Origin of the sequence: Ruegeria sp. EL01, assembly GCF_900313035.1 — a bacterium.
Taxonomy (GTDB): Bacteria; Pseudomonadota; Alphaproteobacteria; order Rhodobacterales; family Rhodobacteraceae; genus Ruegeria.
The window spans coordinates 409772-435338 of sequence record NZ_OMPS01000046.1 but is presented as its reverse complement, the minus strand read 5'-3'; the positions used below and the strand labels follow the sequence as shown (position 1 = coordinate 435338).

At 55.8% G+C, this 25567-nt stretch carries 27 protein-coding genes and 1 pseudogene; 10 read left to right on the top strand and 18 right to left on the bottom strand.

The annotated features are described in order from the left end of the window. The first annotated feature begins 19 nt into the window (after nucleotides 1-19). Complete coding sequence (locus D9K61_RS22515) at nucleotides 20-1180, top strand: ABC transporter substrate-binding protein (protein WP_120635422.1); 1161 nt, start codon at nucleotides 20-22, stop codon at nucleotides 1178-1180. Between the two features lie 48 nt (nucleotides 1181-1228). Here D9K61_RS22515 and D9K61_RS22510 read toward each other — a convergent pair whose 3' ends face one another. The 3 genes from D9K61_RS22510 to rplM all read right to left on the bottom strand — a co-directional run bounded on the left by D9K61_RS22510 (nucleotide 1229) and on the right by rplM (nucleotide 3108). Next, nucleotides 1229-1948, bottom strand: coding sequence for a class I SAM-dependent methyltransferase (locus tag D9K61_RS22510; protein ID WP_120635421.1), 720 nt, complete (start codon nucleotides 1946-1948; stop codon nucleotides 1229-1231). A 210-nt stretch (nucleotides 1949-2158) separates the two neighbouring features. After that, nucleotides 2159-2644, bottom strand: a complete 486-nt coding sequence (rpsI, locus tag D9K61_RS22505) for a 30S ribosomal protein S9 (protein ID WP_074736371.1) — start codon at nucleotides 2642-2644, stop codon at nucleotides 2159-2161. A gap of 5 nt (nucleotides 2645-2649) precedes the next feature. Beyond that, nucleotides 2650-3108, bottom strand: a complete 459-nt coding sequence (gene rplM, locus D9K61_RS22500) for a 50S ribosomal protein L13 (protein ID WP_120635420.1) — start codon at nucleotides 3106-3108, stop codon at nucleotides 2650-2652. Between the two features lie 243 nt (nucleotides 3109-3351). On the opposite strand from rplM, the gene D9K61_RS22495 reads away from it, so the two are divergent. Continuing rightward, complete coding sequence (locus tag D9K61_RS22495; protein WP_162946999.1) at nucleotides 3352-3717, top strand: nuclear transport factor 2 family protein; 366 nt, start codon at nucleotides 3352-3354, stop codon at nucleotides 3715-3717. 4 nt (nucleotides 3718-3721) lie between these two features. On the opposite strand, the gene D9K61_RS22490 is transcribed toward D9K61_RS22495, so the two are convergent. Beyond that, nucleotides 3722-5125 carry a PLP-dependent aminotransferase family protein gene (locus D9K61_RS22490; protein WP_120635418.1) on the bottom strand — a complete coding sequence of 468 codons (1404 nt, stop codon included), beginning with the start codon at nucleotides 5123-5125 and terminating at the stop codon, nucleotides 3722-3724. A 99-nt stretch (nucleotides 5126-5224) separates the two neighbouring features. Here D9K61_RS22490 and D9K61_RS22485 point away from each other — a divergent pair, with 99 nt between their 5' ends. Then, nucleotides 5225-5449 carry a DUF1127 domain-containing protein gene (locus D9K61_RS22485; protein WP_120635417.1) on the top strand — a complete coding sequence of 75 codons (225 nt, stop codon included), beginning with the start codon at nucleotides 5225-5227 and terminating at the stop codon, nucleotides 5447-5449. Nucleotides 5450-5512: 63 nt separating this feature from the next. Here D9K61_RS22485 and D9K61_RS22480 read toward each other — a convergent pair whose 3' ends face one another. Continuing rightward, nucleotides 5513-5956: a PaaI family thioesterase gene (locus D9K61_RS22480; protein WP_120635416.1), complete on the bottom strand. Its 444-nt coding sequence runs from the start codon at nucleotides 5954-5956 to the stop codon at nucleotides 5513-5515. A gap of 49 nt (nucleotides 5957-6005) precedes the next feature. Between D9K61_RS22480 and D9K61_RS22475 the strand changes: the two are divergent. The 4 genes and pseudogenes from D9K61_RS22475 to gluQRS all read left to right on the top strand — a co-directional run. After that, a pseudogene (locus D9K61_RS22475) lies at nucleotides 6006-6800 on the top strand (enoyl-CoA hydratase); the annotation flags it as partial. Nucleotides 6801-7060: 260 nt separating this feature from the next. Next, on the top strand, nucleotides 7061-8401 hold the full coding sequence (gene trmFO, locus D9K61_RS22470; protein ID WP_120635665.1) for a methylenetetrahydrofolate--tRNA-(uracil(54)-C(5))-methyltransferase (FADH(2)-oxidizing) TrmFO: 1341 nt from the start codon (nucleotides 7061-7063) through the stop codon (nucleotides 8399-8401). A 37-nt stretch (nucleotides 8402-8438) separates the two neighbouring features. Continuing rightward, nucleotides 8439-9053: a class I SAM-dependent methyltransferase gene (locus tag D9K61_RS22465; RefSeq protein WP_120635414.1), complete on the top strand. Its 615-nt coding sequence runs from the start codon at nucleotides 8439-8441 to the stop codon at nucleotides 9051-9053. Beyond that, nucleotides 9050-9937: a tRNA glutamyl-Q(34) synthetase GluQRS gene (gene gluQRS / locus D9K61_RS22460; protein ID WP_120635413.1), complete on the top strand. Its 888-nt coding sequence runs from the start codon at nucleotides 9050-9052 to the stop codon at nucleotides 9935-9937. Before D9K61_RS22465 ends, gluQRS begins: the two co-directional genes overlap by 4 nt. 10 nt (nucleotides 9938-9947) lie before the next feature. On the opposite strand, the gene hisI is transcribed toward gluQRS, so the two are convergent. Beyond that, nucleotides 9948-10337, bottom strand: coding sequence for a phosphoribosyl-AMP cyclohydrolase (gene hisI, locus D9K61_RS22455; RefSeq protein WP_120635412.1), 390 nt, complete (start codon nucleotides 10335-10337; stop codon nucleotides 9948-9950). Nucleotides 10338-10385: 48 nt separating this feature from the next. Between hisI and D9K61_RS22450 the strand changes: the two genes are divergently transcribed. Together D9K61_RS22450 and D9K61_RS22445 are read left to right on the top strand one after the other, a co-directional pair. Next, entirely contained in the window at nucleotides 10386-10838 is a 453-nt protein-coding gene (locus D9K61_RS22450; protein ID WP_120635411.1) for an iron-sulfur cluster assembly scaffold protein, read from the top strand. A gap of 58 nt (nucleotides 10839-10896) precedes the next feature. Continuing rightward, complete coding sequence (locus D9K61_RS22445; RefSeq protein WP_120635664.1) at nucleotides 10897-11535, top strand: MarC family protein; 639 nt, start codon at nucleotides 10897-10899, stop codon at nucleotides 11533-11535. Between the two features lie 183 nt (nucleotides 11536-11718). Here D9K61_RS22445 and D9K61_RS27725 read toward each other — a convergent pair whose 3' ends face one another. From D9K61_RS27725 to D9K61_RS22425, 5 genes are all read right to left on the bottom strand, one after another. Beyond that, entirely contained in the window at nucleotides 11719-11841 is a 123-nt protein-coding gene (locus tag D9K61_RS27725; protein WP_256386776.1) for a hypothetical protein, read from the bottom strand. A 111-nt stretch (nucleotides 11842-11952) separates the two neighbouring features. Then, on the bottom strand, nucleotides 11953-14043 hold the full coding sequence (gene recG, locus D9K61_RS22440; protein ID WP_120635410.1) for an ATP-dependent DNA helicase RecG: 2091 nt from the start codon (nucleotides 14041-14043) through the stop codon (nucleotides 11953-11955). Continuing rightward, entirely contained in the window at nucleotides 14040-16166 is a 2127-nt protein-coding gene (ligA, locus tag D9K61_RS22435; protein WP_120635409.1) for an NAD-dependent DNA ligase LigA, read from the bottom strand. Before ligA ends, recG begins: the two co-directional genes overlap by 4 nt. 123 nt (nucleotides 16167-16289) lie before the next feature. Next, the gene (gene ctrA, locus D9K61_RS22430) at nucleotides 16290-17006 is read right to left on the bottom strand and encodes a response regulator transcription factor CtrA (protein WP_120635408.1); all 717 of its coding nucleotides are present in this window, start codon (nucleotides 17004-17006) and stop codon (nucleotides 16290-16292) included. Between the two features lie 84 nt (nucleotides 17007-17090). Next, a complete protein-coding gene (locus D9K61_RS22425; RefSeq protein ID WP_120635407.1) occupies nucleotides 17091-17384 on the bottom strand; it encodes a DUF1153 domain-containing protein in 294 nt (97 codons plus the stop codon). A gap of 129 nt (nucleotides 17385-17513) precedes the next feature. Here D9K61_RS22425 and mnmA point away from each other — a divergent pair, with 129 nt between their 5' ends. After that, a complete protein-coding gene (mnmA, locus tag D9K61_RS22420) occupies nucleotides 17514-18659 on the top strand; it encodes a tRNA 2-thiouridine(34) synthase MnmA (RefSeq protein ID WP_120635406.1) in 1146 nt (381 codons plus the stop codon). Here the strand turns inward: mnmA and D9K61_RS22415 are convergent. The 7 genes from D9K61_RS22415 to bamA form a co-directional block, all read right to left on the bottom strand. Continuing rightward, nucleotides 18656-19237 carry a hypothetical protein gene (locus tag D9K61_RS22415; protein ID WP_120635405.1) on the bottom strand — a complete coding sequence of 194 codons (582 nt, stop codon included), beginning with the start codon at nucleotides 19235-19237 and terminating at the stop codon, nucleotides 18656-18658. The two genes, mnmA and D9K61_RS22415, sit on opposite strands and share 4 nt — an antisense overlap. Beyond that, on the bottom strand, nucleotides 19237-20394 hold the full coding sequence (lpxB, locus tag D9K61_RS22410; RefSeq protein ID WP_120635404.1) for a lipid-A-disaccharide synthase: 1158 nt from the start codon (nucleotides 20392-20394) through the stop codon (nucleotides 19237-19239). The genes D9K61_RS22415 and lpxB overlap by 1 nt, the downstream gene beginning before the upstream one ends. Beyond that, entirely contained in the window at nucleotides 20394-21188 is a 795-nt protein-coding gene (locus tag D9K61_RS22405; RefSeq protein WP_120635403.1) for an LpxI family protein, read from the bottom strand. Before D9K61_RS22405 ends, lpxB begins: the two co-directional genes overlap by 1 nt. Before the next feature lie 4 nt (nucleotides 21189-21192). Further along, nucleotides 21193-21978, bottom strand: a complete 786-nt coding sequence (gene lpxA / locus D9K61_RS22400; protein WP_120635402.1) for an acyl-ACP--UDP-N-acetylglucosamine O-acyltransferase — start codon at nucleotides 21976-21978, stop codon at nucleotides 21193-21195. After that, a complete protein-coding gene (gene fabZ, locus D9K61_RS22395) occupies nucleotides 21975-22448 on the bottom strand; it encodes a 3-hydroxyacyl-ACP dehydratase FabZ (RefSeq protein WP_120635401.1) in 474 nt (157 codons plus the stop codon). The genes lpxA and fabZ overlap by 4 nt, the downstream gene beginning before the upstream one ends. A gap of 73 nt (nucleotides 22449-22521) precedes the next feature. After that, entirely contained in the window at nucleotides 22522-23112 is a 591-nt protein-coding gene (locus D9K61_RS22390; RefSeq protein ID WP_120635400.1) for an OmpH family outer membrane protein, read from the bottom strand. Nucleotides 23113-23118: 6 nt separating this feature from the next. After that, complete coding sequence (gene bamA / locus D9K61_RS22385) at nucleotides 23119-25479, bottom strand: outer membrane protein assembly factor BamA (protein WP_120635399.1); 2361 nt, start codon at nucleotides 25477-25479, stop codon at nucleotides 23119-23121. Nucleotides 25480-25567 lie beyond the last annotated feature (88 nt).

Below are 25567 nucleotides of genomic sequence, written 5' to 3'. Positions count from 1 at the left end.
GATTAAAGGGAGGAAAAAGATGAGCACCATTTTCAAACGGCTGGCCACGGCCACCGCTTTGACGGCGTCAGCGACGCTGGCTTGGGCAGACACGCAAGGCGTATCCGACGATGAAATCGTCATAGGCTCGGTCAATGACCTGAGCGGGATTTTTGCCGCGGTCGGCGTCCCGGCGACCAAGGGCGCCAATGTGGTCTTTGATCGGGTCAACGCCGAAGGCGGTGTGCATGGCCGCACCATCCGCTTTGTGGTCGAGGATAACGGCTATCAGATGCCGCGCGCGATGCAGGGGTATAACAAGCTGCTGAACCGCGACAAAGTGTTTGCCATGCTGCAATCGCTGGGCACACCGATGAACGTGGCCGGGTTCAAACTGCTGGATCCCAAGGGCATCCCGAACGTCGCCCCCCTGACCGCGGCCCGGCAGATGCTGCAAGAGCCGATGGACAACAAGTTCACATCCTTCTCGACCTATTTTGATCAGAGCCGCATCGGTGTGAAATACCTGGCCGATCAGTTCGGCTCTCAGGCAGTTTGCACCATGTACCTGCCCACTGATTTTGGTGAGGAAATTCTGGAAGGCAGCAAAGCCGGTGCCGAAGAGGCTGGCATCTCATTTGCGGCGGAAACCACGCATAAACCGGATGAGACGGACTTTGTTGGCTCGCTCAGCAAGCTTAAGGACGAAGGCTGTGGCATCGTCACGATGGCACTTGGTGTGCGTCAGGCGATTACCGTTGTTGGAACTGCCAAAAAGATGGGTCTTGAGGATATGAAGTTCCTCGGCACCTCTGCCAGTTTCCTGACCGTTGTAGCTCAGGTGCCCGGTGGCGTGACCGACGGGTTCTATGCCGCTGCGTCTTGGCAAGATCTGTGGGCGCGCGCCGACGAACCGGTTCCTGCCGCGTTTATCGAAGAATACAAAGCAGCAACCGGCGAAGATCCGGTCGGGTTTGCGATGCTTGGCTATTCAGCGGCCGAGATGATGGTCAAAGCGCTGGATGCGGCAGGCCCTGACCTTACGCATGAGAGCTTTATCGCCGCAATGGAATCCCTCAATTATCAGGATGAGCTGGTTGGAAACCATATTTCATATGGGCCTGATGACCATCAGGGGGCCGATACGGTGTTTGTGAACGTCGTAGAAAATGGCGCCTGGAAGTTGGTTTACGAAGAATAACCAAGTCTGAGTATCAACCGGAAGGGGCCGTCGCCCCTTTCGGAAACTTCATGATTTCAACATCTTCTTCAATTTCTTCCGCAAGGATTGTAATTTGGGCTGTGTGTATATCTGCGCCGGTGTCAGATCTGCATACCCGCCGTGGTCGATAACGCGAAAACCGCTCGGGTCATTGACGATCAGGAACTGGTTGAATGGCAGCGTGTAAATCGGCAAACCCCGCGCCTCGCAAAAGTAAATCGCGTAAGGAAACACTTCGCTGGGGCTGAACTCATTGCTGTGCTGCCAGATCGTTTTGGTAAAATCGTCACCACCGATGAAGCCATTCTTCCGAATTTTCGGCAGCATTGAGAACAAATCCATGGTGATCCCGCGCAGCGTATGATCCCCATCGATATATGTAAAATCAAGCGAGCCGTCCGGAATGTGCTGTTGCGCGTTTTTGGTCGTGTCCCGGATTTCGATGACCTTGTCCATATGCGGGCGCACGCGGTACAGCGCCTCTTCCCTGATCTGTTCAAACTCGATATTCGATCTGTTGGCGGGCTTGTTCCAATCCGGTAAATTCCGCCATGGATCAATCAGTGTATAGGCTTCAATTGCCGGGATTTGTCCAAGCAGCATCTCAGCAAACTGTCCCTTCCAGACGCCAACCTCGCATAACAATACGCAGTTCAGGTCCGAGACCAGCCTGACCCATAGTTGATGCCGGTTCTCGCTGGAGGTGATGGCGTGTTCAACGATGTCATCGATTGATGTTTCAACCATGGTGTTTCGCCCTCAATCGCGGCGACCAGCCGGAAGAGAACTTACGCTCTTCCCGGTAATGACCCGCCTTCACGAAACAGGTTTACAAATTCTTGGTTGATTATCTAACGACTTCATCCAAAGCGGCATGATGCTGCTTAGTCCGTAAGCAAAAGGGCGCCCGCATACACGCGGACGCCCCAAAATCTGGGATCACAAAGCGATTTGAAATTAACGCTTCGAGAACTGGAACGAACGACGCGCTTTGCGCTTACCGTATTTCTTACGTTCCACAACGCGGCTGTCGCGGGTCAGGAAGCCAGCGGCTTTCAGGGCACCACGCAAGGACGGATCGTACAGCTGCAGCGCTTTGGAAATACCATGCTTAACCGCACCGGCCTGACCGGTCAGGCCACCGCCTTTGACGGTTGCAACAACGTCGAACTCACCTTCGACACCAGCAATTTGGAACGGCTGGCGCAGGATCAGCTGCAGAACGGGGCGTGCGAAATACACGTCCTGGTCTTTGCCGTTTACGGTAACCTTGCCGGAACCCGGCTTGATCCAAACGCGAGCAACAGCGTCTTTACGCTTGCCGGTGGCATACGAACGGCCCAGTTCGTCACGTACGGGCTCACGCACGATGACTTCTTCGGCCACAGCTTCAACGCCTGCAACGGCGCTCAGCTCTTCGAGAGTATTGATCTGATCAGCCATGGTCATTAGCTCCGGGTGTTTTTCTTGTTCATGGATGCAACATCCAGAACTTCGGGCGCTTGCGCCTCATGGGGATGCTCGGCACCAGCGTAAACGCGCAGGTTGGTCATCTGAGTGCGTGCAAGACGGTTGCCCGGCAGCATGCGCTTGACCGCTTGGGTCACAACACGCTCGGGGTGTTTACCCTCAAGGATCTGCTGCTTGGTGCGGGATTTGATGCCGCCCGGGTGGCCAGTGTGCCAGTAGAAGTTTTCTTCGCGCTTCTTGCCGGTCATCTGGATTTTATCAGCGTTGATCACGATGACATTGTCGCCCATGTCCATGTTCGGGGTGAACGACGCTTTGTGCTTGCCACGCAGACGCATGGCGACGATCGAGGCAAGACGACCAAGAACAACGCCCTCGGCGTCGATCAGGATCCATTTCTTGTCGATGTCTGCAGGTGTTGCAGAAAAGGTTTTCATGGCAGGATAGTCCTGTTTGATGTGAAAGACCGCCCACGTGCGGAGCGGCCCGAATTCGATGGATGGGGTTTAGACCTAGTCGGGAAGCGCGTCAACACACACAAAGCTGTTTTAAGTGATCGAAAACAATGCCTTATAAAATAGGTATTAAAATACCCCACCATTTACAGGTGAATTCGCACCTTCGCAGGCAGCCTGCTATCATCTCTGCATATGCTTGCCACCATATTGAAGGAAGATCCAATGTCCGATCTGAACCAAGTCATTTATGATTATGGCGCTGCATGGCAGGAAATGGATGCAGATAGACGATTGGAATTGCTAACGCGCTGCTTCGCAGACACAGGGCAATACTCCGATCCGACAGCTGCGATCAGTGGGCGGCAGAACCTGTGCGTTCACATCGGAGAAGTGCTGCAAAGCGCTGGTGGACGGGTAGAAATCACCAGTGCCCCGAACTCGCATCACGATGTTGTTCACTTTACCTGGCATATGGTTGCCGATGATGGATCAAAAATGGTCGAAGGTCATGATTTTGTCCGTTTGGGTGCGGATGGCAAAATCTCATACTTGTCAGGCTTCTTTGGTGATCCCGATCCTCTGACCTGAGGGGTCAGACGCTGATTTGTTCGGGCGGATTGTCCAGCAAAGCGCGCAATCGCAACATCGCGTCTTCAAACTGTCGCAGCGAGATATGCCCGTTCACTGCGATGCGTACGGCGTTGGGCGCGCGCCCGTCCCGCAGGGCAAACTCATCTGCAGATCGTAGCTGTATCCCCTCTCTCTCGGCAGCGCGGCTGAATGCGGCAGATCGCCAGCCAGATGGCAGGTTCAACCAGACAAACGGAATATCGGGATCCCAGTTCAAATCGAACCCGCCTAAGGCATTCACGGCCACTCGGACATATTCACCCATTTTAGACCGAACATCCGCAGCCAGCTGCCGCGCACTAGAGTCCCCAAGCATCAAGCGGGTCAATTCTGCCAAGGGCTGCGCCAGCCCAAAATAGCCGTATTCAGCAGACCGCCGCAAATCGCCGCTGCGTTCCTTTGGGGCGATCGCAAACCCGACGCGCAGCGCCGGTGTCAGAGTTTTGGAAATGGATGACACATGCCACCCCCGTTCTGGCGCAAGCGCGCGATAGCTGGGCGCGCGCGCCTCTCCCATGCGATAGCAATCGTCTTCGATAACCTGAAGGTCGTATTTCCGCGCAATCTCAACAACTTCCTTGCGCCGTTCCAACGGGGAATGTCCCCCAGTTGGGTTCTGAACCTCGGGTGAAACGCAAATCGCCTGAGCCTGTGTGTGCCGTAGGACTTGGTCCAGCGCTTCGGGGCTGATCCCCCATTTGTCCATTCTCACGCCGATGACATCCGCCCGCATCAATTCGCCCGCCCGACGAAACCCAGCATAAGACAGGTCTTCGACCAAAACGACAGGCTTTGGGCCGCTCAAAATGGTTTGAAACACAACACACAGGCCACTTTGCCCGCCATGGGTCAGCACGATGTCATCTGCCGTCAGCACGCCCAACGGTAAATCCGACAACCAGTCGACCACCACTTGCCGCACCAACTGATAAGCGTCACGTGTCGGATAGTTCATGAACATCCTTGGGTCGCCTTGGGCGATCTTTGCCAGACATGCGCGGATCAGGGCCACCTGCCCCACATCCGGCAAGCGCGGACTGAACAGGCTAACATTTGCTTCGTACTTATCGTCTCGCAAATGCAGCTGCCTGGACCAGACATCGTCCAGAATCGGGGATTTTGGCGGGGCGACAAATGTACCACGTCCGACCTCAGCTTGTAGCAAGCCTTCATCCGTCAGGATGGTGTAAGCCCGCGCAACCGTTCCTGGCGTAATTTGTAACCTATAGGCCAGTTCCCGCACTGGAGGAAGCTTAACACCTACTTTCAGAGATTTGTTTTCAATAGATTTTCTTATTGTGTCAGCGACCAGAGTATACTTCGGTCCTTTGGATTTCGGCAGAGAGTCTGGCCAAATTGTATCCATTACAATTCTTCCTTTGATTTTGACACAATTTCGAATGTATCAAGCAGATGTACCGAACATTTATGATTTGTGTCAATACAATTTGAAAGGAACACTGAGATGACACGCACAATGCACAACCCCGCCCTCTTGCTGCTGAATGACAGTCCCCGACTGCCGTTGATCGCCGCGCTGGCCGTGCGGTTTGCGGCGGCGGTCACTCAATGGGAACGCCGTCGGCGCAGCCGGATTAATCTAGGTTATCTGGATGACAGGCTGCTCGAGGATGTCGGTTTAACACGGCATCAGGCCCACCGAGAAGTGAAACGCTATTTCTGGAACTAACGAACGATCCCCAGTCCCATTCAGGGACCTCTTCCTAGGCCGGGGCAAGTCCCCGGCCCTTTTTTATCCGAAATTGGCGGCAGCAGACCCCGCGGGAGGCAATGAATATGTCATGCTGGCCCGTGCAACCGGATGATCAGACCCGTCTGAGTACATCAGCACATCTCCAACCGCTAAAGTGCGACCCAACTTAAGCAACCGGCATTTAGCAATCATGTCCGCATCGCCTTCTGGTTTGCGCAGAAAATCCAGTGAGCTGTTGGTGGTGACCGCCAAAGACTGACGTCCTTTTCGTGCAAGTACCATGGCGTAGACACATACGTCAGCCAGCCCGAACATCGATGGACCTGAAACGGTACCACCGGGTCGCAGATGGCGATCATCCACGACAAGCCGCATGGTGATGCTGTCTTCGGTCAAATCCTCGACGACAAAGTCTTTGTGTATCTGCGGAAAGACCTCTGTCAGATATTGTGACAGTTCGTCCTTGGTCATTGCCAACGCCATGCTTCCCCTCCTTCAATTACCGTCCTAGAGTTGGCCCGATAGCCAGCAGGAGGGCAAGATGGCAATTCTGGAACGTAACGACACAGGCGCGGTTGCACAGCTGAAACTGAACGCTCCTGACCGGCTGAATGCCCTGAGCGACGAGATGCTGGCGGCTTTGCAGGCCGAGTTTGATGCGCTGCGCGAAGACAGTTCCATCCGTGCGGTTACGCTGTCTGGATCGGGTAAGGCGTTTTGCGCTGGCCATGACCTGAAACAAATGACGGCCGGACGCAGCTCAGAAGATGGTGGCAAAGCCTATTTTCAGGATCTCTTTGGTCGCTGCGCCAAAATGATGATGTCGATCCAGTCCCTGCCCCAACCTGTCATTGCCCAGGTTCATGGGATCGCGACCGCAGCAGGATGCCAATTGGTGGCCACATGCGACCTGGCTGTTGCCGCCGAAGGCACGCGATTTGGTGTAAACGGCGTGAATATCGGCCTGTTCTGTTCGACCCCGATGGTTGCGCTAAGCCGGAACATCCCCAGAAAACAAGCGTTTGAGATGCTGACGACCGGGGACTTCATCTCTGCCGAACGCGCAGCAGAGCTGGGGCTGGTGAACCGAGTGGTACCGGAAATGCTGCTTGAGCATGAGACGATATCGTTGGCCGAGCAGATTGCGGCCAAGCTTGGCACTGCCGTCAAAATCGGAAAAGAAGCATATTATCAACAGCTTGAAATGCCGATTGACCAGGCCTACGCCTATACTGGCGAGGTAATGGCACAGAATATGCTGCATCGGGATACAGAAGAAGGCATTTCTGCATTTATTGAAAAACGTCCGCCCAATTGGACCCAATAACGCAATTGTCATCTACTTTTTTTACGACTGTTCGCATTTTAGCACTTTTCAAAAGGGCAACACTGTGGCAAAGCTGGGTCGAGGCCGAGGCCTTGAACATACTTCTGGGTCGCCGTGGGCGGAAGGTCCCTCCGAGCTGGTCTCTCTCACCAGCGTTGACATTCCCGCAGCGGCGACCCCAAGACCCCTCCTGACAAAATCGCGAATGTAAGCCCGCGCCTGAGTTGCGTCCGTCGGTTCTCTGCCCTATGTGGCAGCGCATGACACAAGTTTTGCATATCGTGGGCGGCGGCATGGCCGGGTCCGAAGCTGCCTGGCAGGCCGCTGAAATGGGCGTCGATGTCGTGATTCACGAAATGCGCCCTACTGTCGGAACATTCGCCCATCAGACCGGTAATCTGGCCGAGATGGTGTGTTCGAATTCCTTCCGCTCGGATGATGATGAGCAGAACGCCGTTGGCCTGCTGCATTGGGAGATGCGCGCTGCGAACGGTCTGATAATGACCACCGCTGACGCGTACCGTTTGCCCGCCGGCGGTGCCCTGGCTGTCGATCGCGATCCGTTTGCCGAAGGTGTGACTGCCAAGTTGCGCGCGCATCCTCGCATTACAATCACGGATGAAGAAGTCACCACCTTGCCGGATGATGGCCAATGGATCTTTGCCACGGGCCCTCTGACCTCTCCGGCTTTGGGCGAAGCGATCAAAACCCAAACGGGTGCTGAGGCGCTGGCCTTCTTTGATGCAATCGCCCCGATTGTCTATGCCGATAGCATCGATATGAGCAAAGCCTGGATGCAGTCGCGTTATGACAAGGGTGAGACCGAGGAAGAACGCACCGCCTATCTGAACTGCCCGATGGATCGAGATCAGTACGAGGCGTTCATTGATGCACTGTTGGCTGCGGACAAAGCCGAGTTCCACGAAGGCGAGACGGCCGGGTATTTCGACGGCTGCCTGCCGATCGAGGTCATGTCGGAACGTGGACGCGAAACCTTGCGTCATGGGCCGATGAAACCGGTTGGCCTGACCAACCCTCATCAACCTGACGTCAAACCCCATGCGGTGGTCCAACTTCGACGGGACAATGCCCTTGGCACGTTGTTCAACATTGTCGGGTTCCAAACCAAGATGAAATACGGCGCGCAGACCGAGGTGTTTCGTATGATCCCCGGCTTGCAGGACGCCAGCTTTGCGCGGTTGGGTGGCATTCACCGCAACACGTTCATCAACTCGCCCACATTGCTGGATGCGCAGATGCGGCTGAAATCCAAATCCAATATTCGCTTTGCAGGTCAGATCACCGGCGTTGAAGGTTACGTTGAAAGTGCTGCGATGGGATTGTTGGCAGGCCGATTGGCTGCGGCTGAGATTCTGGGTCACACGCTGCCGGATGTACCGCACGACAGCGCCATGGGTGCTTTGATCCATCACATCACTGGTGGGGCCGAAGCCAAGACGTTTCAGCCCATGAACGTCAATTTCGGCTTGTTCCGCCCGGTAGAGGGCCTAAAGGGTGGGCGCCGGGGCCGCAAGGACCGCTATAAAGCCTATACAGATCGCGCTAAGGCCGAATGGACTAGCTGGCTGGAACAATGCTGACTGGACGCGCCATGCTCGCTCGGCCTAGCATGGTTACATGAACGACAAGTTTTTCCAAAGTACCTACGACCTTGAAACGCCCGAGGACACTCAGGAACACTATCAGAAATGGGCCGCGACCTACGAGGATGAGGTTGCCGCACAAGGCTATGCCACACCCGGTCGCGTGGCCGAAGCGTTGTGGTCGCAGATACCGCAGTCGGACATTCCTGTTCTGGACTATGGCTGCGGAACAGGCCTGTCGGGCGTTGCGCTGCACGCGGCGGGGTTCAAAGTGATCGATGGGATGGATCCGACGCCCAACATGCTTGAAGTTGCAGCCGCCAAAGGTGTCTATCACGACCTGTCCAGCTTTGAGATCACCGATCCCGAACCGCTGACGCAGGACGCTTATACTGTAATCACCGCCATCGGAGTGATTGGCACTGGTGCCGCGCCGCCTGAAACACTGGATCTGCTGATGAAGGCGCTTCCGAAAGGTGGGATGCTTGCGTTTTCCTTTAACGATCATACGCTTGCGGATCATACTTATACCTGCCGTTTGAATGATTGGCTCGATATGGGGGCCGCCCGGTTGCTGTTCCGCGAACATGGTCCGCATTTGCCGGGTATGGACCTTAAATCTGACGTGTATGTACTAGAAAAGACGTGACTTTCACCACTCGTTTTGCCCCATCTCCAACAGGTCCACTACACCTTGGGCACGCCTATTCTGCAATCGTGGCTTACGACATGGCTGAATCCGAAGGCGGGGATTTCCTGTTGCGGATCGAAGACATCGATCAGTCCCGATCCCGCGCCCATTGGGAAGACCAGATCTATAGTGATCTCAAATGGCTGGGTCTGACATGGCCGCAACCAGTGATGCGCCAATCCGAACGACAGCAGACCTACAATCAGGCCCTGGACGATCTTTGGGACCGTGGCCTGTTGTATCCGTGTTCGTGCAATCGAAAAGACATCGCCGCTGCGGCCAGCGCTCCGCAAGAAGGTGCCGCGCTGCTGGGACCGGATGGAATCATTTATCCGGGCACGTGCCATGTTCGCTGGCAAGGTACCGATCTAAGCAAGCGCGCGCGCCCCAAGGATCAACCGCTGAGATTGGACATCGCAAAGGCCGCCAATCTGGTTTTTGGTGACACGAACCCCGGTGGCTGTTTTCAAGAACTTGGTCTTGGGCCATTGAATGAAAGCGGCCATATCGTCTTCACACCAGAAGAGTTAAGGGCCACCATCGGCGATGTCGTCCTGTCGCGTCGCGACATGGGCACATCCTATCACCTGTCAGTGGTTCTGGACGACGCGGCCCAAAAGATCACCCGTGTTGTGCGCGGTCAGGATCTGTTTGAAGCCACGCGCATTCATGTTGTGTTGCAAGCGCTGCTAGACCTGCCAACGCCCGCGTATCTTCATCATCGCCTGATCCGGGACGAGGCTGGTAAACGACTGGCAAAGCGCGATGATGCTCGTGCAATCGCCAAATATCGCGCTGATGGCGCCTCGCCCCTAGATATCCGGGCCATGGTCGGGCTCTGATCCGTGCCGATCACCCCATCGGTGACATCAGTTCAACCTCTTCATCGTCGCGCACGGCCGTATAAAAACACGTCCTGCGATTGGTGTGGCACGCTGCCCCGGTCTGGCGCACCAGAACCAGCAGGCAATCCCGGTCGCAATCGACGCGTAAATCCACGAGCTCCTGCACGTGACCGGATGTTTCGCCCTTGATCCAGAACGCCTGACGCGAGCGTGACCAATAGGTTACGCGACCCGTCTGCAACGTGCGCTCGACCGCCTGCGCGTTCATCCAGGCCATCATCAGAACCTCACCGGATGCCTCATCCTGCGCGATTGCAGGGACCAATCCAGCGTCATTGTATTTAAGGGTCGAGGGGTCAAAGACGACAGGGTCGGACATGATAAAAACCTTTTGCATCCCGGGGGCTGGCCACTATGTATGGGGAACACGCTACGAGGGAAAGCCATGAGCGGCGAGAACGACCTTATTAAGCTCTACTCCGGACGTATTCTGGCGCTGGCCGCGGAAATCCCGCATCTGGACCGACTAGACGCCCCTAATGCAACGGTCAAGAAACGTGCACCTTTGTGCGGATCGACCGTAACCGTAGACGTGAAGTTGCGCGATGGTCGGATCAGCGAGTTTGGTCAGGACGTCAAAGCCTGCGCCTTGGGTCAGGCCTCAGCATCTGTTGTGGGAAATGCCGTCATTGGCGCCACACGGGCCCAGGTTGAAACTGCACGTGATCAACTGACCGCGATGCTGAAAAAGGATGGCCCTGCCCCAGATGCGCCATTTGACGGGCTCGAGGTACTGATGCCTGCGCGCGACTATAAGAACCGCCACGCGTCAATCCTTTTGGCGCTGGATGCAACGTCCGAGGCCATGGAACAAGCCGAACAGGCAAATTGCGCCTGAACATGGCGTTTTAATACAAACCTGTCTAACCTCTGGAAAAAATTGAGGAGTGACGGGATTGAATAACTTGCTTGAGCATTTTGTTACGCTTTGGGTCGTCATTGACCCGATAGGTACAATTCCCGTCTTCATCGCAGTAACCGCCGGGGTCGAAGCCGCCGCCCGCCGTCGCATGGCGTTGCTTGCCTCGCTGATCAGCGCTGGCGTCTTACTGTTCTTCCTCATATTCGGACAATTGCTGATCGAGGCGCTGGATATCGGGTTGAACTCTTTCCAAGTCGCCGGGGGCATCATCCTATTCCTGTTCGCCTTGACGATGATTTTCGGCGAAAGCAAACAGGACGTCGAACAACGTCAGGCCGAAGAAGACCTGGAAGATAAAACCCACAAGCAAAACCCTGCGATTTTCCCCCTTGCCGTGCCGTCTTTGGCGTCCCCCGGCGCAATGCTGGCGATTGTCATTCTGACCGACAATCACCGCTACAGCATGGTGGATCAGGGCATTACCGCGCTGGTCATGTTGTCGGTGCTGGTCGTGGCATTTGTTTTGATGCTGTTGGCTGAACCGATCATCCGATTGATCGGCCATTCCGGCGCGGCCATCATAAGCCGCGTGATGGGCATGATCTTGGCCTCGGTCGCGGTTAACTCTGTCTTGTCGGCATTAATGGAAATTATGAAAACCGGACAGCTGTAAAAAAGCCGCCGCTCCTTCCGGGCGGAAAGGGCGGCGGCAGGTAATGCGTTTCTCGTGTGGGGTCCGGGTCTCCGCGGGGCCGAGGCATGGCCCCTCAAGGGAAATGGGACAGGCAGGTCACCCTTGACTGAGATGGGGATAACACGCGCGAGACAATCGGCACGAGAGCGCAGGCAGAAAGGCTTAGATACCGACGGGCAGATGTAAGGCAACGACCAGAATCACGACCAAAGACATCACACCCGCCGCATCCTGTAGGATGGTTGATTGCGAACGGCTGAAAACGGTCTTGATCTGGGTCAGCATAGGGTCACCTCCGGTCAGAGTTTTAATCCTTTGTTGACCTTTTGTTCTCATATTTTCCCGAGTCGGTAAAGAACTTTTGAGAACATTTGTGAACTTTGTGGAACATCTCGTCTAACCCACTGAAATCAAACGGATCGCCTGATCCTGTTTCATCAGCCAAAGCAGAACACGTGCAGCCTGCCCTCGGTCTGAGGTCAGTTTCGGGTCTGCGTTCAACAAAGCGCGCGCATCCGATTGGGCAACTGCCATCAAACCTGCTTGTCTCTCCAGATCAGCGATGCGAAATCGCGGTAAACCAGATTGTGCGGTGCCAATCAGATCACCAGCGCCACGCATCTGAAGGTCGGTTTCAGAAATGCGAAACCCATCCTCGGTCTCGCGCAGAACCTCCAACCGTTTGCGTCCGCCTTCGCTCAGCGGCGCCTGATACATCAACAAACAGGTGGACTCGGCCTCGCCCCGCCCGACACGACCGCGCAATTGATGCAGCTGTGCCAGGCCGAAGATCTCGGCCCGTTCGATCACCATGATGGTTGCGTTGGGTACATTCACGCCCACTTCGATGACCGTTGTGGCCACCAACACCTTGGTCTGTCCGGATTGGAACGCGGTCATCGCCGCGTCTTTGTCGGTTGGCGGCATCTGGCCATGAACCAATCCCACGACGTCGTTCCCCAGGATGGCGCGCAACCGTTTGAACCGCTCTTCCGCCGCCGTCAGGTCCGAAACCTCGGATTCATCGACCAGAGGGCACACCCAATAACATTGTCGCCCCTCCGCAATGGCTTTCCGCAGATGCGCCACCACATCGTCTATGCGTTGGGTGCTGATGATTGCGGTTTTGATCGGCTTACGCCCCGGCGGCTTTTCATCCAGTACCGAGACATCCATATCGCCATATTGCGCCAGCGCCAGACTGCGCGGGATTGGCGTCGCCGTCATCACCAGAACGTCGGCACCCTGCCCCTTTTCAGACAATTCCATCCGCTGACGCACACCAAAGCGGTGCTGTTCATCGACAATTGCCAGACGCAGGGCTTTGAATTCGACATCGCTTTGAAACACCGCATGGGTCCCCACCAGAATCTGGATGTCACCGCGTTTCAAAGCCTCCAGTTTCGACCGCCGCTCAGCGCCTTTATCGCGGCCTGTCAGGATCTCAAGGACGACCCCGGCCTCTACCGCCAGCGGTCGTAGCCCCTCCAGATGTTGGCGCGCCAGGATCTCGGTCGGGGCCATCATGACACCCTGCCCGCCGGCCTCAACCGCCACAAGCAAAGCCATGAACGCCACGAGCGTCTTCCCTGAGCCAACATCGCCCTGAAGCAGGCGATTCATGCGTGTCTCGGCCGCCATATCTAGCGAGATTTCTTCAATGGCCCGGGTCTGCGCACCGGTAGGACGATACGGCAAACTGGACAGAACATTCGACTGCAGCGCACCTGTTCCGATACTGACGATCCCACGCGCTTTACGCTCCCTTTGCCGGGCCAGCGCCAAAGTCAGTTGATGGGCCAACAGCTCATCATAGGCCAGACGCTCGCGTGTAGGAGCAAAAGCTGCAACATCATCAGCGCCTTGCGGGTTGTGGGCCGCATGAATGGCCGTTGCCCAATTAGGCCAACTCTTTTGGGCAACCTGCGCCGCATCAATCCATTCTGACAACTCGGGCGCACGGGCCAAAGCGCTCCGCGAGGCTTTGAAGGCCGTCTTTTGCGTCAGACCATGTGTCAGGTGATAAACAGGTTCAAATTCAGGGATCTCGCCTGCCTGTTCCACCGGCAGGATATGATCTGGATGCACCATCTGCGCCATACCGTCGAACAGTTCGAGCTTGCCAGAAATCACGCGACGGGATCCCTGAGGAAGAACTTTCTTCAGGTAGTCCCCGCGCGCATGGAAAAAGACCAATTGGAAATCGGCCTGAGCATCCTCGACATGTACACGATATGCGCCGCCCTTGTTTCGGGACGGCCGGTGCGTGCCCACGGTCACCTCAACGGTCAGCGTCGTCGGTAGATCAGCCCCCTGGATCGTGTCCCGTCGGCGCCGGTCCACGACCGCATAAGGCAAGCCAAACAGCACGTCGCGCGGGTTTTCGATCCCGGTTTGCTCCATGATCTGGGCGGTCTTTGGTCCGACACCCTCTAGTGTCTCCAAATCGGCAAACAGAGGGAAAAGCTGTTCCGATCGTCCGCTCATGCGCCTTCGATCAGCTGCAACCAGCCATCCTCATCCAGAGTTTCAATTCCCAGTTCTGCCGCCTTCTTGGCTTTCGATCCAGCCCCGGGCCCGGCCACCAGAAGATCGGTTTTCTTGCTGACCGACCCTGAAACCTTTGCCCCCAACGCCTCGGCACGGGCTTTGGCCTCGGCACGGGTCATTTTTTCCAGCGTGCCGGTAAAGACAACGGTCTTTTCGGCCACCGGGCTGCCCGAGCTATCAGGTCGTTTGGCGTCCTTTACCTGTAGCTGCCGCACCAGATCGTCAATACTCTCGCGCTCGGCAGATTGGGAGAACGCCGACACCAACGCGCGCGCCATGACCTCTCCGACCCCATCGATGCCAAGCAGATCCTCCCATTCGGGACCGGAAAGATCTGATGCGGCAGTAACGGCACGTTCGAATTCCGACCATGAGCCATAGTGGTTGGCAATCAGGTTGGCGGAGGATTCGCCGGTATGTCGAATGCCTAATGCAAACAGCAGGCGTCCGAACGGGATCGCGCGTTTTTCATCAATTGCAGCCCACAGGTTTCCCGCACTCTGCGCGCCCCACCCTTTGCGGTTGGCCATCTTGTTCAGATTGGCCGCATCGCGTTGCTGTAATGTGAAAATATCAACCGGCGCTTTGATCGGCAAATCGGGATCATCATAGAACATTTCAATCTGCTTGGCACCCAGACCTTCTATGTCGAACGCTTTGCGCGATACAAAATGCTTCAATTTCTCAACGGCTTGGGCCGGACATATCAACCCTCCGGTGCAGCGTCGGACGGCGTCGCCTTCTTCGCGAATGGCATCGCTTTGGCATTCCGGGCATTTGGTGGGGAAAACGTACGGCTTTGCCTCACCGGGGCGTTTGGATACATCCACATCAGCGACTTTCGGGATCACGTCGCCCGCGCGATAGACTTGCACCCAATCGCCAACGCGTATGTCCTTGCCATCGCGGATGGTTTCCCCCTTGGAGTCGCGCCCCACAATGTAATCTTCGTTGTGCAATGTGGCGTTCGACACGACAACGCCGCCCACGGTCACCGGATGCAATCGTGCAACAGGGCTAAGCGCACCTGTGCGGCCGACCTGAATGTCTATTGCTTCAAGCCGTGTCCACGCCAATTCGGCCGGGAATTTATGGGCAATCGCCCATCTCGGGGTCGTTGATCTGAAACCCAATCGTGCCTGCAAGGCCAGATCGTTTACCTTGTAGACGACACCATCGATGTCATACCCAAGGGTCGAACGTTGCGCTTCGATATCGCGATAATGCGACAGCATCTCTTGGGTTGTTTCGCAAAGCTGGGTCAGCTCGTTGGTCGAAAACCCAAAGCTGTTAAGCTGCTCAATCGCACCCATTTGCGAGTCCGCCAGAGGTGCAGACAGCTCTCCCCAGGCGTAGGCAAAAAAGCGTAGGGGGCGAGAGCGTGTGATCTCGGAATCCAACTGCCGCAATGAACCCGCCGCCGCATTTCTTGGATTGGCGAAAAGCTTACCACCGGTCTCGGCTTGGCGTGCATTCAGTCGTTCGAAATCCTCGTGCGACATGTAAACTTCCCCCCGCACTTCGAGGATTTCAGGGGCATTCTCGATTTGTTGCGGAATGTCCGAAACCATGCGCGCATTGGCCGTTACATTTTCGCCGACCTCTCCATCCCCACGTGTTGCGGCCTGAATCAGCTGTCCGTTCTCATAGCGCAGTGACAATGATAGACCGTCGATTTTCGGCTCTGCCGTGAACGCCAATCGCGCATCCGAGGCCAACCCAAGATATTTCCGGATCGATTTGTCGAAATCCGCAACATCTTCATCATCAAAGGCATTGCCCAACGACATCATGCGCACGGCGTGGGTGACTTTTGAGAACCCAACAGAAACGCGTGCGCCAACCTGCTCTGATGGGCTGTCCTGACGTTTCAATTGCGGGAATCGGATCTCAATCTCGGCATTGCGCCGTTTCAATGAATCGTATTCCGCATCTGAAATTTCGGGTGCGTCTTCTGCGTGATACAGCGTGTTTGCCCGCTGCAGAAGCTCAGCAAGGCGTGCCAATTCCTCGCGCGCCTCGTTTTCTGTGAGCTCTGGTGTTGAAATAGAGTTGCTCATGGCCTCGCCCTGTCACGAATTCTTGGACCTCAGTGATAGGGCGAGGTCATGGCCAGGTCCAGTCGTGCTGAGCCGTGAGTGGAGGTGCCGCCCTGGACCGACGACGGCATGTCTTGGGTCTGATCAGGCGCCAACCGCCATCCGGGTCTCGTCAAGGCTGTTGGTTTGCGGGTCGCGCAACACATAGCCGCGCCCCCACACGGTTTCGATATAGTTATCGCCGCCAGTCGCATTGCTGAGCTTTTTGCGCAGCTTGCAGATGAAGACATCGATAATCTTCAATTCTGGTTCGTCCATTCCGCCATAGAGATGGTTAAGGAACATTTCCTTGGTTAAGGTTGTACCCTTGCGGAGGCTCAAAAGCTCGAGCATCTGGTATTCTTTGCCGGTCAAGTGAACGGTTTGCCCTTCAACTTCGACAGTTTTCGCATCCAAATTCACGGCCACGCGACCTGTGTGGATGATCGATTGCGAATGTCCCTTCGACCGTCGAATGATCGCGTGAATACGTGCAACCAGTTCTTCGCGATGGAATGGCTTGGTCAGATAATCATCCGCTCCAAAGCCGAAACCTTTGATTTTGCTTTCAGTATCATCCGCGCCCGACAGGATCAGAATCGGAGTTTCGACCCGTGCGATCCGTAGCTGGCGCAGAACCTCATGCCCGTTCATATCGGGTAAGTTGAGATCCAGCAGAATCAAATCGTAATCATAGAGTTTCGCCAGATCGATGCCTTCTTCGCCAAGATCCGTCGCATACACATTTAGATTCGCATGTGTCAGCATCAATTCGATGCTTTTAGATGTTGTAGGATCATCCTCGACAAGAAGTATTCGCATTTACCTGCTCCAATTCGGGTCAACTATTCCAATTAAAAATAAACCTGACCAAGAATGGTTAACCTGACGTTACCGTTGAATCATTTATTCACTTTCAATCTTAGGTTGTCGATATTTTTTTAACGCTGTGACCTTTAATGCGTCCACACCGTGCTCGGCGACTGCCGATACCCAGATATTGAACTCCTCATCGCTGATGCCGTATCGCTTTTTGGCTTCGGATAGCGTGATCAGACCATAAAGCACGCCACGAACCACAATGACCTTGCGTGATGCCACCCAGCGCCGCGTTTCCGCAGGCGGAAGATCTGCGCGCGTTAAAACCGTTCCATCCGGCAGGGTTACCGACCGTGGCCCTTCAACTTTGTGCAAATACATCTCTTAACCCTTTTCTTGCTGCGACAAAGCTGACATCAGCCTACTTAATTCGCGGTGAAATCGCCCCTTGAGAGTGTGTAGAATTTTCCTATATTCTGCCGGTCTTCCTTAATCCGGACTGGAACCCCCATGGCCCTCGATGCCGACACACCGCTAAACTCGCTTGGCTTTGCCAAACCGCCCTCGGAAACCCGGGTGGTTGTGGCCATGTCTGGTGGTGTCGACAGTTCGGTCGTGGCCGCACATCTGGCGGATCAGGGGTATGACGTGGTGGGCGTGACCCTGCAGCTTTATGATCATGGGGCAGCGCTGGCCAAGAAAGGCGCATGCTGCGCCGGGATCGATATCCACGATGCGCGCCGTGTGGCCGAGGAGCGTGGATTTCCGCATTATGTGCTGGATTACGAGAACATCTTCAAAGATGCAGTGATCGATGAATTTGCCGACAGTTATCTGGCGGGCGCCACCCCTGTACCCTGCATTCGCTGCAACGAGAGGGTGAAGTTCAAGGACCTGCTGGAAACCGCCAAGGATCTTGAGGCTGATTGCATGGCCACCGGTCACTATATCCAGCGCAAGATTGGATCCAACGGTGCAGAACTGCACAGTGCCGAGGATGCCAACCGCGATCAGTCCTATTTCTTGTTTTCGACAACGCCGGATCAACTGGCGTTCCTGCGCTTTCCTTTGGGCCACCTGCCCTCAAAAGACGCAACGCGGGAAATGGCGGCACAATACGGGCTGGCCGTGGCGGATAAGCCCGACAGTCAGGACATCTGCTTTGTGCCCAACGGCAACTACGCCAGCGTGATCGAGAAACTGAGGCCCGGTGCTGCCGAACCCGGAGACATCGTGCATGCGGATGGCCGAGTTCTGGCGCAGCACAACGGTGTTATTCACTACACGATCGGACAACGCCGAGGCTTGGGCATTGGAGGCCTTAGCGAGCCGCTGTTCGTGGTGAAACTGGACGTGGATAAGAAACAGGTCGTGGTTGGTCCCAAAGACATGCTGGCCACCCGGACCATACCTGTGCGCGAAATCAACTGGCTGGGCGATGTTCCCTTCACGTCCCAAAAGGAATGGCATCTGTCGGTCAAAGTCCGCTCGACCCGGCCCCCGCGCGAAGCGATTGTCCGCCCGTTGTCAGACACAACAGCCGAGGTCGAATTGCTGACCCCTGAAGAAGGCGTTTCGCCCGGACAGGCCTGCGTGTTTTATGAATCCGAAGGCAGCCGTATTTTTGGCGGCGGCTGGATCTGGCGTGGTTACTAGATCGCGTCAGTCCACGAGTTGCTGAGAATATAGAGCCCGGCACAGATCATCACATAAGGCACCAGCCGTTCCAGCTTGCGCGCCAGCCCGCCGGTCATGAAAGGTACTTTCGAGCCCAACAGCGCGACGATAGCCAAACTGATCGCAGCCGCACTTGCGCCGAAAAGCCCTGCCAGCCTGTATCCTGGGGTCGAGTCTGCCAGCAACGGTCCGAGTACAGCAAACGTGTCCATCGACAAGCTTACGAACAACATCGAGATCACGATGGTCGAACCACCTGCCTGGACTGCCGGTTCGGCTTCTGAAGACGCGCCGCGGAATTGTCTCACAACGCCGAGCAAGCCGAGGGACAGCGGCACAATGCCCAGATACCCGGCCCAATGGGGGATGATATCGCCAACCCCGGTCGCCAAAAGAAACGCGGCACCGATGACGATGAATTGCGCCACTAAGAACCCAAAAACCGAACGCCTTGGTCCGGTCACCAGAACCAACGCCAACAACGCGGCCAAGTTGTCCAAGTTTGTCAGAACCTGCGCCATAAACGCTGAAAGCGCAAAGACCCCATAGTCCAACATCAGGCGTTCATCCGTTCCAGAACAGCCTTTGCCGCCCTGAGGCCCGGCGGTTCGCCTCCGCGCCCCAAACGGTCCATTGTCAGATCCATGGCCTGTCTCTGCGCATCAGGCGCGTCAGCGACCTGATTCAGCGCTGCGGCAATTTTGTCGGGCACGCAATCGTCCAGAAGACATTCAGGCACGGCGCGCGTATCAGACACCAGATTGACCAGCGTGACGGTGTCCAGTTTGACCATCCGCTCGGCCATTTTCTGCGTCAACCAGTTTAGCTTGTAAGCGATCACCATGGGTGTGTTCTGCACGGCCAGTTCCAGCGAGACCGTGCCAGAGGCGGCCAGCGCCAGATCGGCGGCTCCAAAGGCCGCACGTTTGTAGGCACTGGCTTGGTCGGCACCAATGTGACGTGGGTCCAGCACAACCGGGTTTCCCGGCCAGCTTGGAACCACAGAGTTGATCAGATCGATTGCAGCGCCAACCGTCGGCACGACAACACGGAATTCTGGCCTGTCCGAGATGAACTGGTGCAGCGCATCCCGGAAACACTCAGACAGCCGTTCAATCTCACCCCGTCGCGACCCGGGCAATGCCAAAAGAATCGGCGCGTCGCCCAATTCAAAGGTCGCGCGGAAGGCGGCAATTTCATCTTGTGTCGCAACCGGCTCACTTGCGACAGGGTGACCTACAAAGTCACATTCCATCCCGGCGCGTTCCATGTAGGGCGGCTCGAATGGCAGCAAAGCCAAAACATGATCGATGACCCTGGCCATCTTATCCGCCCGCCCCGGACGCCAGGCCCAAACGCTGGGCGCGACGTAGTGAACGGTGCGAATGGTGCTGCTGGCTTTGACCAGTTTGGCTACCCGTAGGCTGAAATCGGGACTGTCGATTGTAATCAAAACGTCTGGCTGCGTGTCCAGAACGGCCTGCGCCGTTTCCGAAATCCGGCGTTTGAGGTGGAAGAACTTTGGCAGCACTTCGACCAACCCCATCACGCTCAGCTCGGACATTGGAAAGCGGCTGGCGAGGCCTTCGGCTCCCATTAGAGGTCCACCGACCCCGTCGAATTCAATATCCGGCACCAGGGTTTTCAAACCCTCCATCAGCGCACCGCCCAAACGGTCGCCAGACGGTTCTCCAGCGACCAGAAAAACGCGCATCAGACAGCACGCTCGCGCACGAAGAGGAATAAGCCCAGGCGATTACACTCGGCTATCACACGGTCTTTTTGCAGGACGATCACCCCACCCTTTTCAATGACAATACCTGACAGCCCTGCGGCAACAGCGCCCGTCACCGTCTCGGGCCCAATGGCAGGCAGATCGACCCGCCGATCCTGACCCGGCTTTGGCCCTTTGAACAGGATGCCACCACCCGCGTCCGGTCGTTGCGTCAGCGATTGCAGCATCCAGGCTGTGCCGAAGATGCCCTCAACCGCTAACGCTTGCCCTTTTGACACCGCACAGGCTTGGCCGACATCGGCTGATCCCATGGCGCTTAGAACACTTGCGCCGCGATCCGCATCTGCCAGATCCGCTTGCGAGGGTTGCGCATCGGTCAGACATCCAAGCGGCGGCAACAGCGTCGGAGCGATTTCATGCGCGGCCCGCACGCTCAAGCCGGCGTTCTCGAATATTCCAATCACTGCACGCAACGCGCCATCATCGCTTGTCATGATCGCCTGCTGTAGAACCGGCACCAATGGCATGGTCGCCGCATCAATGCGGCTTGGATCCACGGTCGGACGTTGAACTGCGCCAGCCATGCAGATTTCCGTCACGCCTTGGTCTTTCAGGTCAGAGATAAAACTGCCCAAATGTTCCAAAGGAAAAACAATATCGACGGACAAGTCGTCCGGAATGAACCCTTCCATCGCGCAGATCACCGGTGTCTCGGCAAGGTCTGCAACAACTTCGTTCGGCAATGCGCCCGTTCCCGCAATCAGCGCCAGCATGGCTCTACTTTCCCGGTGTCAGGAAGGACCGGTCACTGTGCCCGGTGACAAAATCGACAATGCGTTGCACATATTCGCTTTCATTGTCCGCACCAACCCTGTGGGCGCGGTCCATGAAGGTGCCGTCACCTTTGCTGAGTTCGCGAAACGCACCGCGCAGCGCCGAAATGTCTTCACGCGACACGCCCTTGCGCTTCAACCCAACCAGGTTCAGCCCATCCAGTTCGCCGCGCGGGGCCTGCACCAGCCCGTATGGAATGACATCATTTGGCACCATGGTCAGCGCACCAATAATGGCGCCTCGGCCAACCCGGACCCATTGATGCAGACCCGAGATACCGCCGATGATCACATCGTCTTCGATGATGCAGTGCCCTGCGGCACCCGCATTGTTCACCATGATGACGCGGTCGCCCATCTGTACGTCATGCGCCACGTGGACCCCCGCCATCAAAAGGCAATCGTCACCGATCCGCGTAACGCCGCCGCCACCATCTGTGCCGGTGTTCACAGTGACATGCTCGCGAATGCGATTTCGATTGCCAATCTCCAGACGCGTGTCTTCGCCACCGAATTTCAGGTCCTGCGGGATCTCACCAATGACCGAGAAATTGAAAATCACCGTGTCTTCGCCGACCGATGTATTCCCGGTCACAACCACATGAGATTTAAGTTCGACCCGGTCACCCAGCTTGACCCGTGCGCCCACGTAACAGAACGGACCGATCACACAGTCCTGCCCGATCTTTGCGCCGTCTTCGATAATTGCGCTTGGGTGAATGCCGCTCATGCCGTTTTTTCCATCTCCCAGTCGACATAGGCCGAAAACTCGGCCTCGGCCGCCACTTCACCTTCTACGGTCGCGCGACCGCTGAATTTGAACAGCTTGCCACCCTTTTTGCCGCGCAGGGTTTCCACGTGCATCTCAAGCACATCCCCCGGAACAACTTTCCGGCGGAATTTACACTTGTCGATGCTCATGAAGTAAATCAGCAGTTCGGTGTCGATGACGTCCATGCCAACGCCTAACATCACACCTGCGGTCTGGGCCATTGCCTCGACAATGGTGACGCCTGGCATAATTGGCGTGCCGGGAAAGTGCCCCTGAAAATGGGGTTCGTTCATCGTCACGTTCTTGATGCCAATAGCGGATTGATAGCCGGTGATATCCACCACCTTGTCGACCAGCAAAAACGGGTAGCGGTGCGGCAATATCCGCTGAATCAGCTGAATGTCGGCGCTTTTGGTTTCCGTGGTCATAATGCAGATGTCCCGTTCTGGATGTCTTGTTGCCAGCGTGGTTAGCAATACCAGAACCCGAGGGCAAGCAAACCTATTCGCCGGTGCCGTCCTGCAACCCTGTGCCATCGCCGATTGTTGCGTTAATGCGAGCGATAGCGGCATCGGTGATGTCGGATGTATCCGAGCTTAGAAAAACGTTCGAACGCTCAAGGATCATCGACGCGCCAGTTTCACGCAACAGGTCAATCAGAACTGGGCGCGCCAGCTGAAAAAAGCTCTGCCGGTTCTCTTCGCTACGTCTTGCCAACGCATCAAGTTTGGCCCTCTGACCCTCGCGGTGGGACTGGACCTTTCTGTCGAATGCCTCGGCCAATGGGCGAAACTCATCTGCTTCAAGACTCGCGCGCTTTTCCGTCAGATCTTTTTCCTCTTTGCTCAATTCTGCAACGATCCGTTCGTTCTCTTCAGCCAACAACGTGCTTTCTCGTTCGATCACGCCCATAACCCGTTGGCCGTATTCGGAATCAGAAAACAACCTTTCGCTGGAAATCGTCAACACACCCGGTTGGGGCACACCCAGTTCCAGTTGTTGCGCAAAGGTTGGGACGGCCAGAAAAAAGGCCAGGAAAACACACAGGGCCCGAAGCGGGCCCTGTCGTTGCGTCAAAAAGACACTCAGCATCGCAAATCAGAACCTGGCCTGAATGGTCAGGTCAAAATTCTGTTCCTTGTCGAAGTCTTCTTTCTTCAGTGCCTTCGAGAAGTTGAAACGCAGCGGGCCGAACGGCGTATCCCACAGAACTGATATGCCGATAACGTGACGAATAGCACCGTTTGCACCAACAATATTTGCCCCTGCAGTATTCACGTTGTCGATGTTGTACAGGTTGCCCACATCGTAGAACAGACCGCCACGCAAACCCAGTTCCTCGGGCAGCCCCAGAGGGAAGTCCGTTTCAAAACGCGCAACCCAGTAATAGTTGCCTCCGATGGCGTCATCCTGCCCGTTGGACAAGTCGCGCGGACCAAGGCCGGCAGGCTCGAAGCCTCGGAATGTATTCGGTCCCAGAACGAAACGGTCAATGGTTCGACTGAAGTCATTGCCGCTCCAATGCAGGGCGCCAAGTTCCAGCGACGCGCGCAAGGTCACTTCTTCGCTAAGCACTTTTGTCTGAGCGACGCCGCGCGCAGTGGTTTTGACGAATTTGTTGTCACCGCCAAGTCCGGCAGCGTCAACACCAACCTCAAACAAAACGCCTGCGTTTGGATTCAAACCACCGATACGGCTGTCATAGACATAGGACAGACCCAAAGAGCTTGAGATTCGTTTCCCCTGATCGATTTCCGAGGAAATGACCGCGCCATTGGTTTCGTCATCCTGCTGGCTCATCTCACTGCGTTCCCAGCCATAGCGCAAACGGACCGCTGACAATTCGCCAATCGCGTAGCTGAGCTGTGGGTTGAAGAAAACACGTTTGGTATCATAGCTCGCAAAGCTTGAATTCGTAGACGCCAGACCCAGCCCCAGATCAAAGCGCAGTTTCCGTCCCAACAGGTAAGGTTCGGTGAAGTCGATCGTATACTGCTCGGAATCCTGGGCCGTTGAGATCGAAATACCAAGGTTCTGTCCGCGTCCAAGGAAGTTAGCTTCGTTAAGACCCACGGCCAAACCGAAACCGTCAGTGACCGAGTAGCTACCGCCGAGGCTGAGCGACCCGGTGGGTTGTTCTTCGACATCCACATCCAGAATAACCTGGCTCGGCGTCGACCCTTCACGCGGTTCTACATTGGCAGTGGCAAAGAAGCCCAGTGCATTGATGCGCTCTGCCGCCTGACGGATTTCGCGCGGATTGAACGGGTCACCTTCGACGGTGTCGAACTGACGGCGGATCACACGGTCAAGTGTTGTGGTGTTGCCTTCGATATCGATCCGCTCGACAAAGACGCGCGGTCCTTTGGTCAGAACAAACTGAACATCCAGCGTCAGATCGCGAGGATTGCGTGTAACACGCGGCTCGACACGCAGAAAATCAACGCCTTGTTTGACACCCAAACGCTCCTGACGGGCGATCGAGTTTTCGATCAGGGTCGGCGAATAAGTCACGCCGGGCTTGATCTTCAGGGCGTTTTGATAGTCTGCTGCGTTAACACCCGGAATTTCGCTGACGGTGCTGATCTGCCCGAACGAGAATTTCTGGCCTTCGGTGATGTTCATGACCAGGAAAAATGCATCCCGCTCACGTGTGAATTCAACGTTGGCGCTGTTCACACGGAAATCAATGTATCCGCGTGACAGGTAGAAATCGCGAAGGACCTGTTTATCAAACTCGATCCGGTCGCCGATAAATGTGTCACTCCGGAAGAACGTCCGCAGGAATGTCGCCTGCTTGGTCTCAAGAACACGACGCAGGCGGCGGTCGGAATATGCACGGTTGCCCACAAAACTAACGCGTTCAACCTCGATGGCTGTACCTTCGGCCACTTCGAAAACCAGATCCACGCGATTGTCGCTGCGTCGGATGATGCGCGGGATAACGGTCGCGGACACGCGGCCCTGAGCCGAATAGACCTCGGCAATCAAATCCGCATCCGCTTCGGCAACCTGAGGTGTAAACACACGACGGGGCTGAGACGAGATGACATCCATCAGAACGTCATCCTTTACGCGGCGATTCCCCTCGATACTGATCTGGTTGATCGTCGGGTATTCCTGAACTTCGATGACAAGCGTGCTGCCGCGCGGTGTCAGTTCGACTGTTTCAAAAACACCACTGTCAAGCAAACGCTGATAGGCATCGTTCAACTGCCCTGCGGTCACGGTCTGACCAGGCTCAATGCCTGTTCGCGCTATGATTGTCCCGGTTTCGATGCGGCGGTTGCCGTCGACATCAAAAGAATTGATGGTGAAGTTCTGCGCCCGTGCTTCTTGCGGCAAAGCCAGTAAACTTGCTGCTGCAAACAGGAAAAAAAACGTTAGCGTCCGCCACAAAATCTTGTTTGTTGGCTTTTGCCCCCCGCAGGATGTACCCGCGCCACGCCCTTTGGTCATTTTTGTTCTCTACCCAGCATTTCAAGAATTTAATGCTGAGTAACGGGAATAGTTGGTCTTGTCAAAAGGCCAACATTCGCACCGAAAT

Excerpts from the sequence above, each read along its gene's own strand:
- D9K61_RS22515 (WP_120635422.1), top strand. The coding sequence starts at position 20 with ATGAGCACCATTTTCAAACGGCTGGCCACGGCCACCGCTTTGACGGCG.
- D9K61_RS22510 (WP_120635421.1), bottom strand. The coding sequence starts at position 1,948 with ATGGTTGAAACATCAATCGATGACATCGTTGAACACGCCATCACCTCC.
- rpsI (WP_074736371.1), bottom strand. The coding sequence starts at position 2,644 with ATGGCTGATCAGATCAATACTCTCGAAGAGCTGAGCGCCGTTGCAGGC.
- rplM (WP_120635420.1), bottom strand. The coding sequence starts at position 3,108 with ATGAAAACCTTTTCTGCAACACCTGCAGACATCGACAAGAAATGGATC.
- D9K61_RS22495 (WP_162946999.1), top strand. The coding sequence starts at position 3,352 with ATGTCCGATCTGAACCAAGTCATTTATGATTATGGCGCTGCATGGCAG.
- D9K61_RS22490 (WP_120635418.1), bottom strand. The coding sequence starts at position 5,125 with ATGGATACAATTTGGCCAGACTCTCTGCCGAAATCCAAAGGACCGAAG.
- D9K61_RS22485 (WP_120635417.1), top strand. The coding sequence starts at position 5,225 with ATGACACGCACAATGCACAACCCCGCCCTCTTGCTGCTGAATGACAGT.
- D9K61_RS22480 (WP_120635416.1), bottom strand. The coding sequence starts at position 5,956 with ATGGCGTTGGCAATGACCAAGGACGAACTGTCACAATATCTGACAGAG.
- trmFO (WP_120635665.1), top strand. The coding sequence starts at position 7,061 with ATGACACAAGTTTTGCATATCGTGGGCGGCGGCATGGCCGGGTCCGAA.
- D9K61_RS22465 (WP_120635414.1), top strand. The coding sequence starts at position 8,439 with ATGAACGACAAGTTTTTCCAAAGTACCTACGACCTTGAAACGCCCGAG.
- hisI (WP_120635412.1), bottom strand. The coding sequence starts at position 10,337 with ATGCAAAAGGTTTTTATCATGTCCGACCCTGTCGTCTTTGACCCCTCG.
- D9K61_RS22450 (WP_120635411.1), top strand. The coding sequence starts at position 10,386 with ATGAGCGGCGAGAACGACCTTATTAAGCTCTACTCCGGACGTATTCTG.
- D9K61_RS27725 (WP_256386776.1), bottom strand. The coding sequence starts at position 11,841 with ATGCTGACCCAGATCAAGACCGTTTTCAGCCGTTCGCAATCAACCATC.
- recG (WP_120635410.1), bottom strand. The coding sequence starts at position 14,043 with ATGAGCGGACGATCGGAACAGCTTTTCCCTCTGTTTGCCGATTTGGAG.
- ligA (WP_120635409.1), bottom strand. The coding sequence starts at position 16,166 with ATGAGCAACTCTATTTCAACACCAGAGCTCACAGAAAACGAGGCGCGC.
- ctrA (WP_120635408.1), bottom strand. The coding sequence starts at position 17,006 with ATGCGAATACTTCTTGTCGAGGATGATCCTACAACATCTAAAAGCATC.
- D9K61_RS22425 (WP_120635407.1), bottom strand. The coding sequence starts at position 17,384 with ATGTATTTGCACAAAGTTGAAGGGCCACGGTCGGTAACCCTGCCGGAT.
- mnmA (WP_120635406.1), top strand. The coding sequence starts at position 17,514 with ATGGCCCTCGATGCCGACACACCGCTAAACTCGCTTGGCTTTGCCAAA.
- D9K61_RS22415 (WP_120635405.1), bottom strand. The coding sequence starts at position 19,237 with ATGTTGGACTATGGGGTCTTTGCGCTTTCAGCGTTTATGGCGCAGGTT.
- lpxB (WP_120635404.1), bottom strand. The coding sequence starts at position 20,394 with ATGCGCGTTTTTCTGGTCGCTGGAGAACCGTCTGGCGACCGTTTGGGC.
- D9K61_RS22405 (WP_120635403.1), bottom strand. The coding sequence starts at position 21,188 with ATGCTGGCGCTGATTGCGGGAACGGGCGCATTGCCGAACGAAGTTGTT.
- lpxA (WP_120635402.1), bottom strand. The coding sequence starts at position 21,978 with ATGAGCGGCATTCACCCAAGCGCAATTATCGAAGACGGCGCAAAGATC.
- fabZ (WP_120635401.1), bottom strand. The coding sequence starts at position 22,448 with ATGACCACGGAAACCAAAAGCGCCGACATTCAGCTGATTCAGCGGATA.
- D9K61_RS22390 (WP_120635400.1), bottom strand. The coding sequence starts at position 23,112 with ATGCTGAGTGTCTTTTTGACGCAACGACAGGGCCCGCTTCGGGCCCTG.
- bamA (WP_120635399.1), bottom strand. The coding sequence starts at position 25,479 with ATGACCAAAGGGCGTGGCGCGGGTACATCCTGCGGGGGGCAAAAGCCA.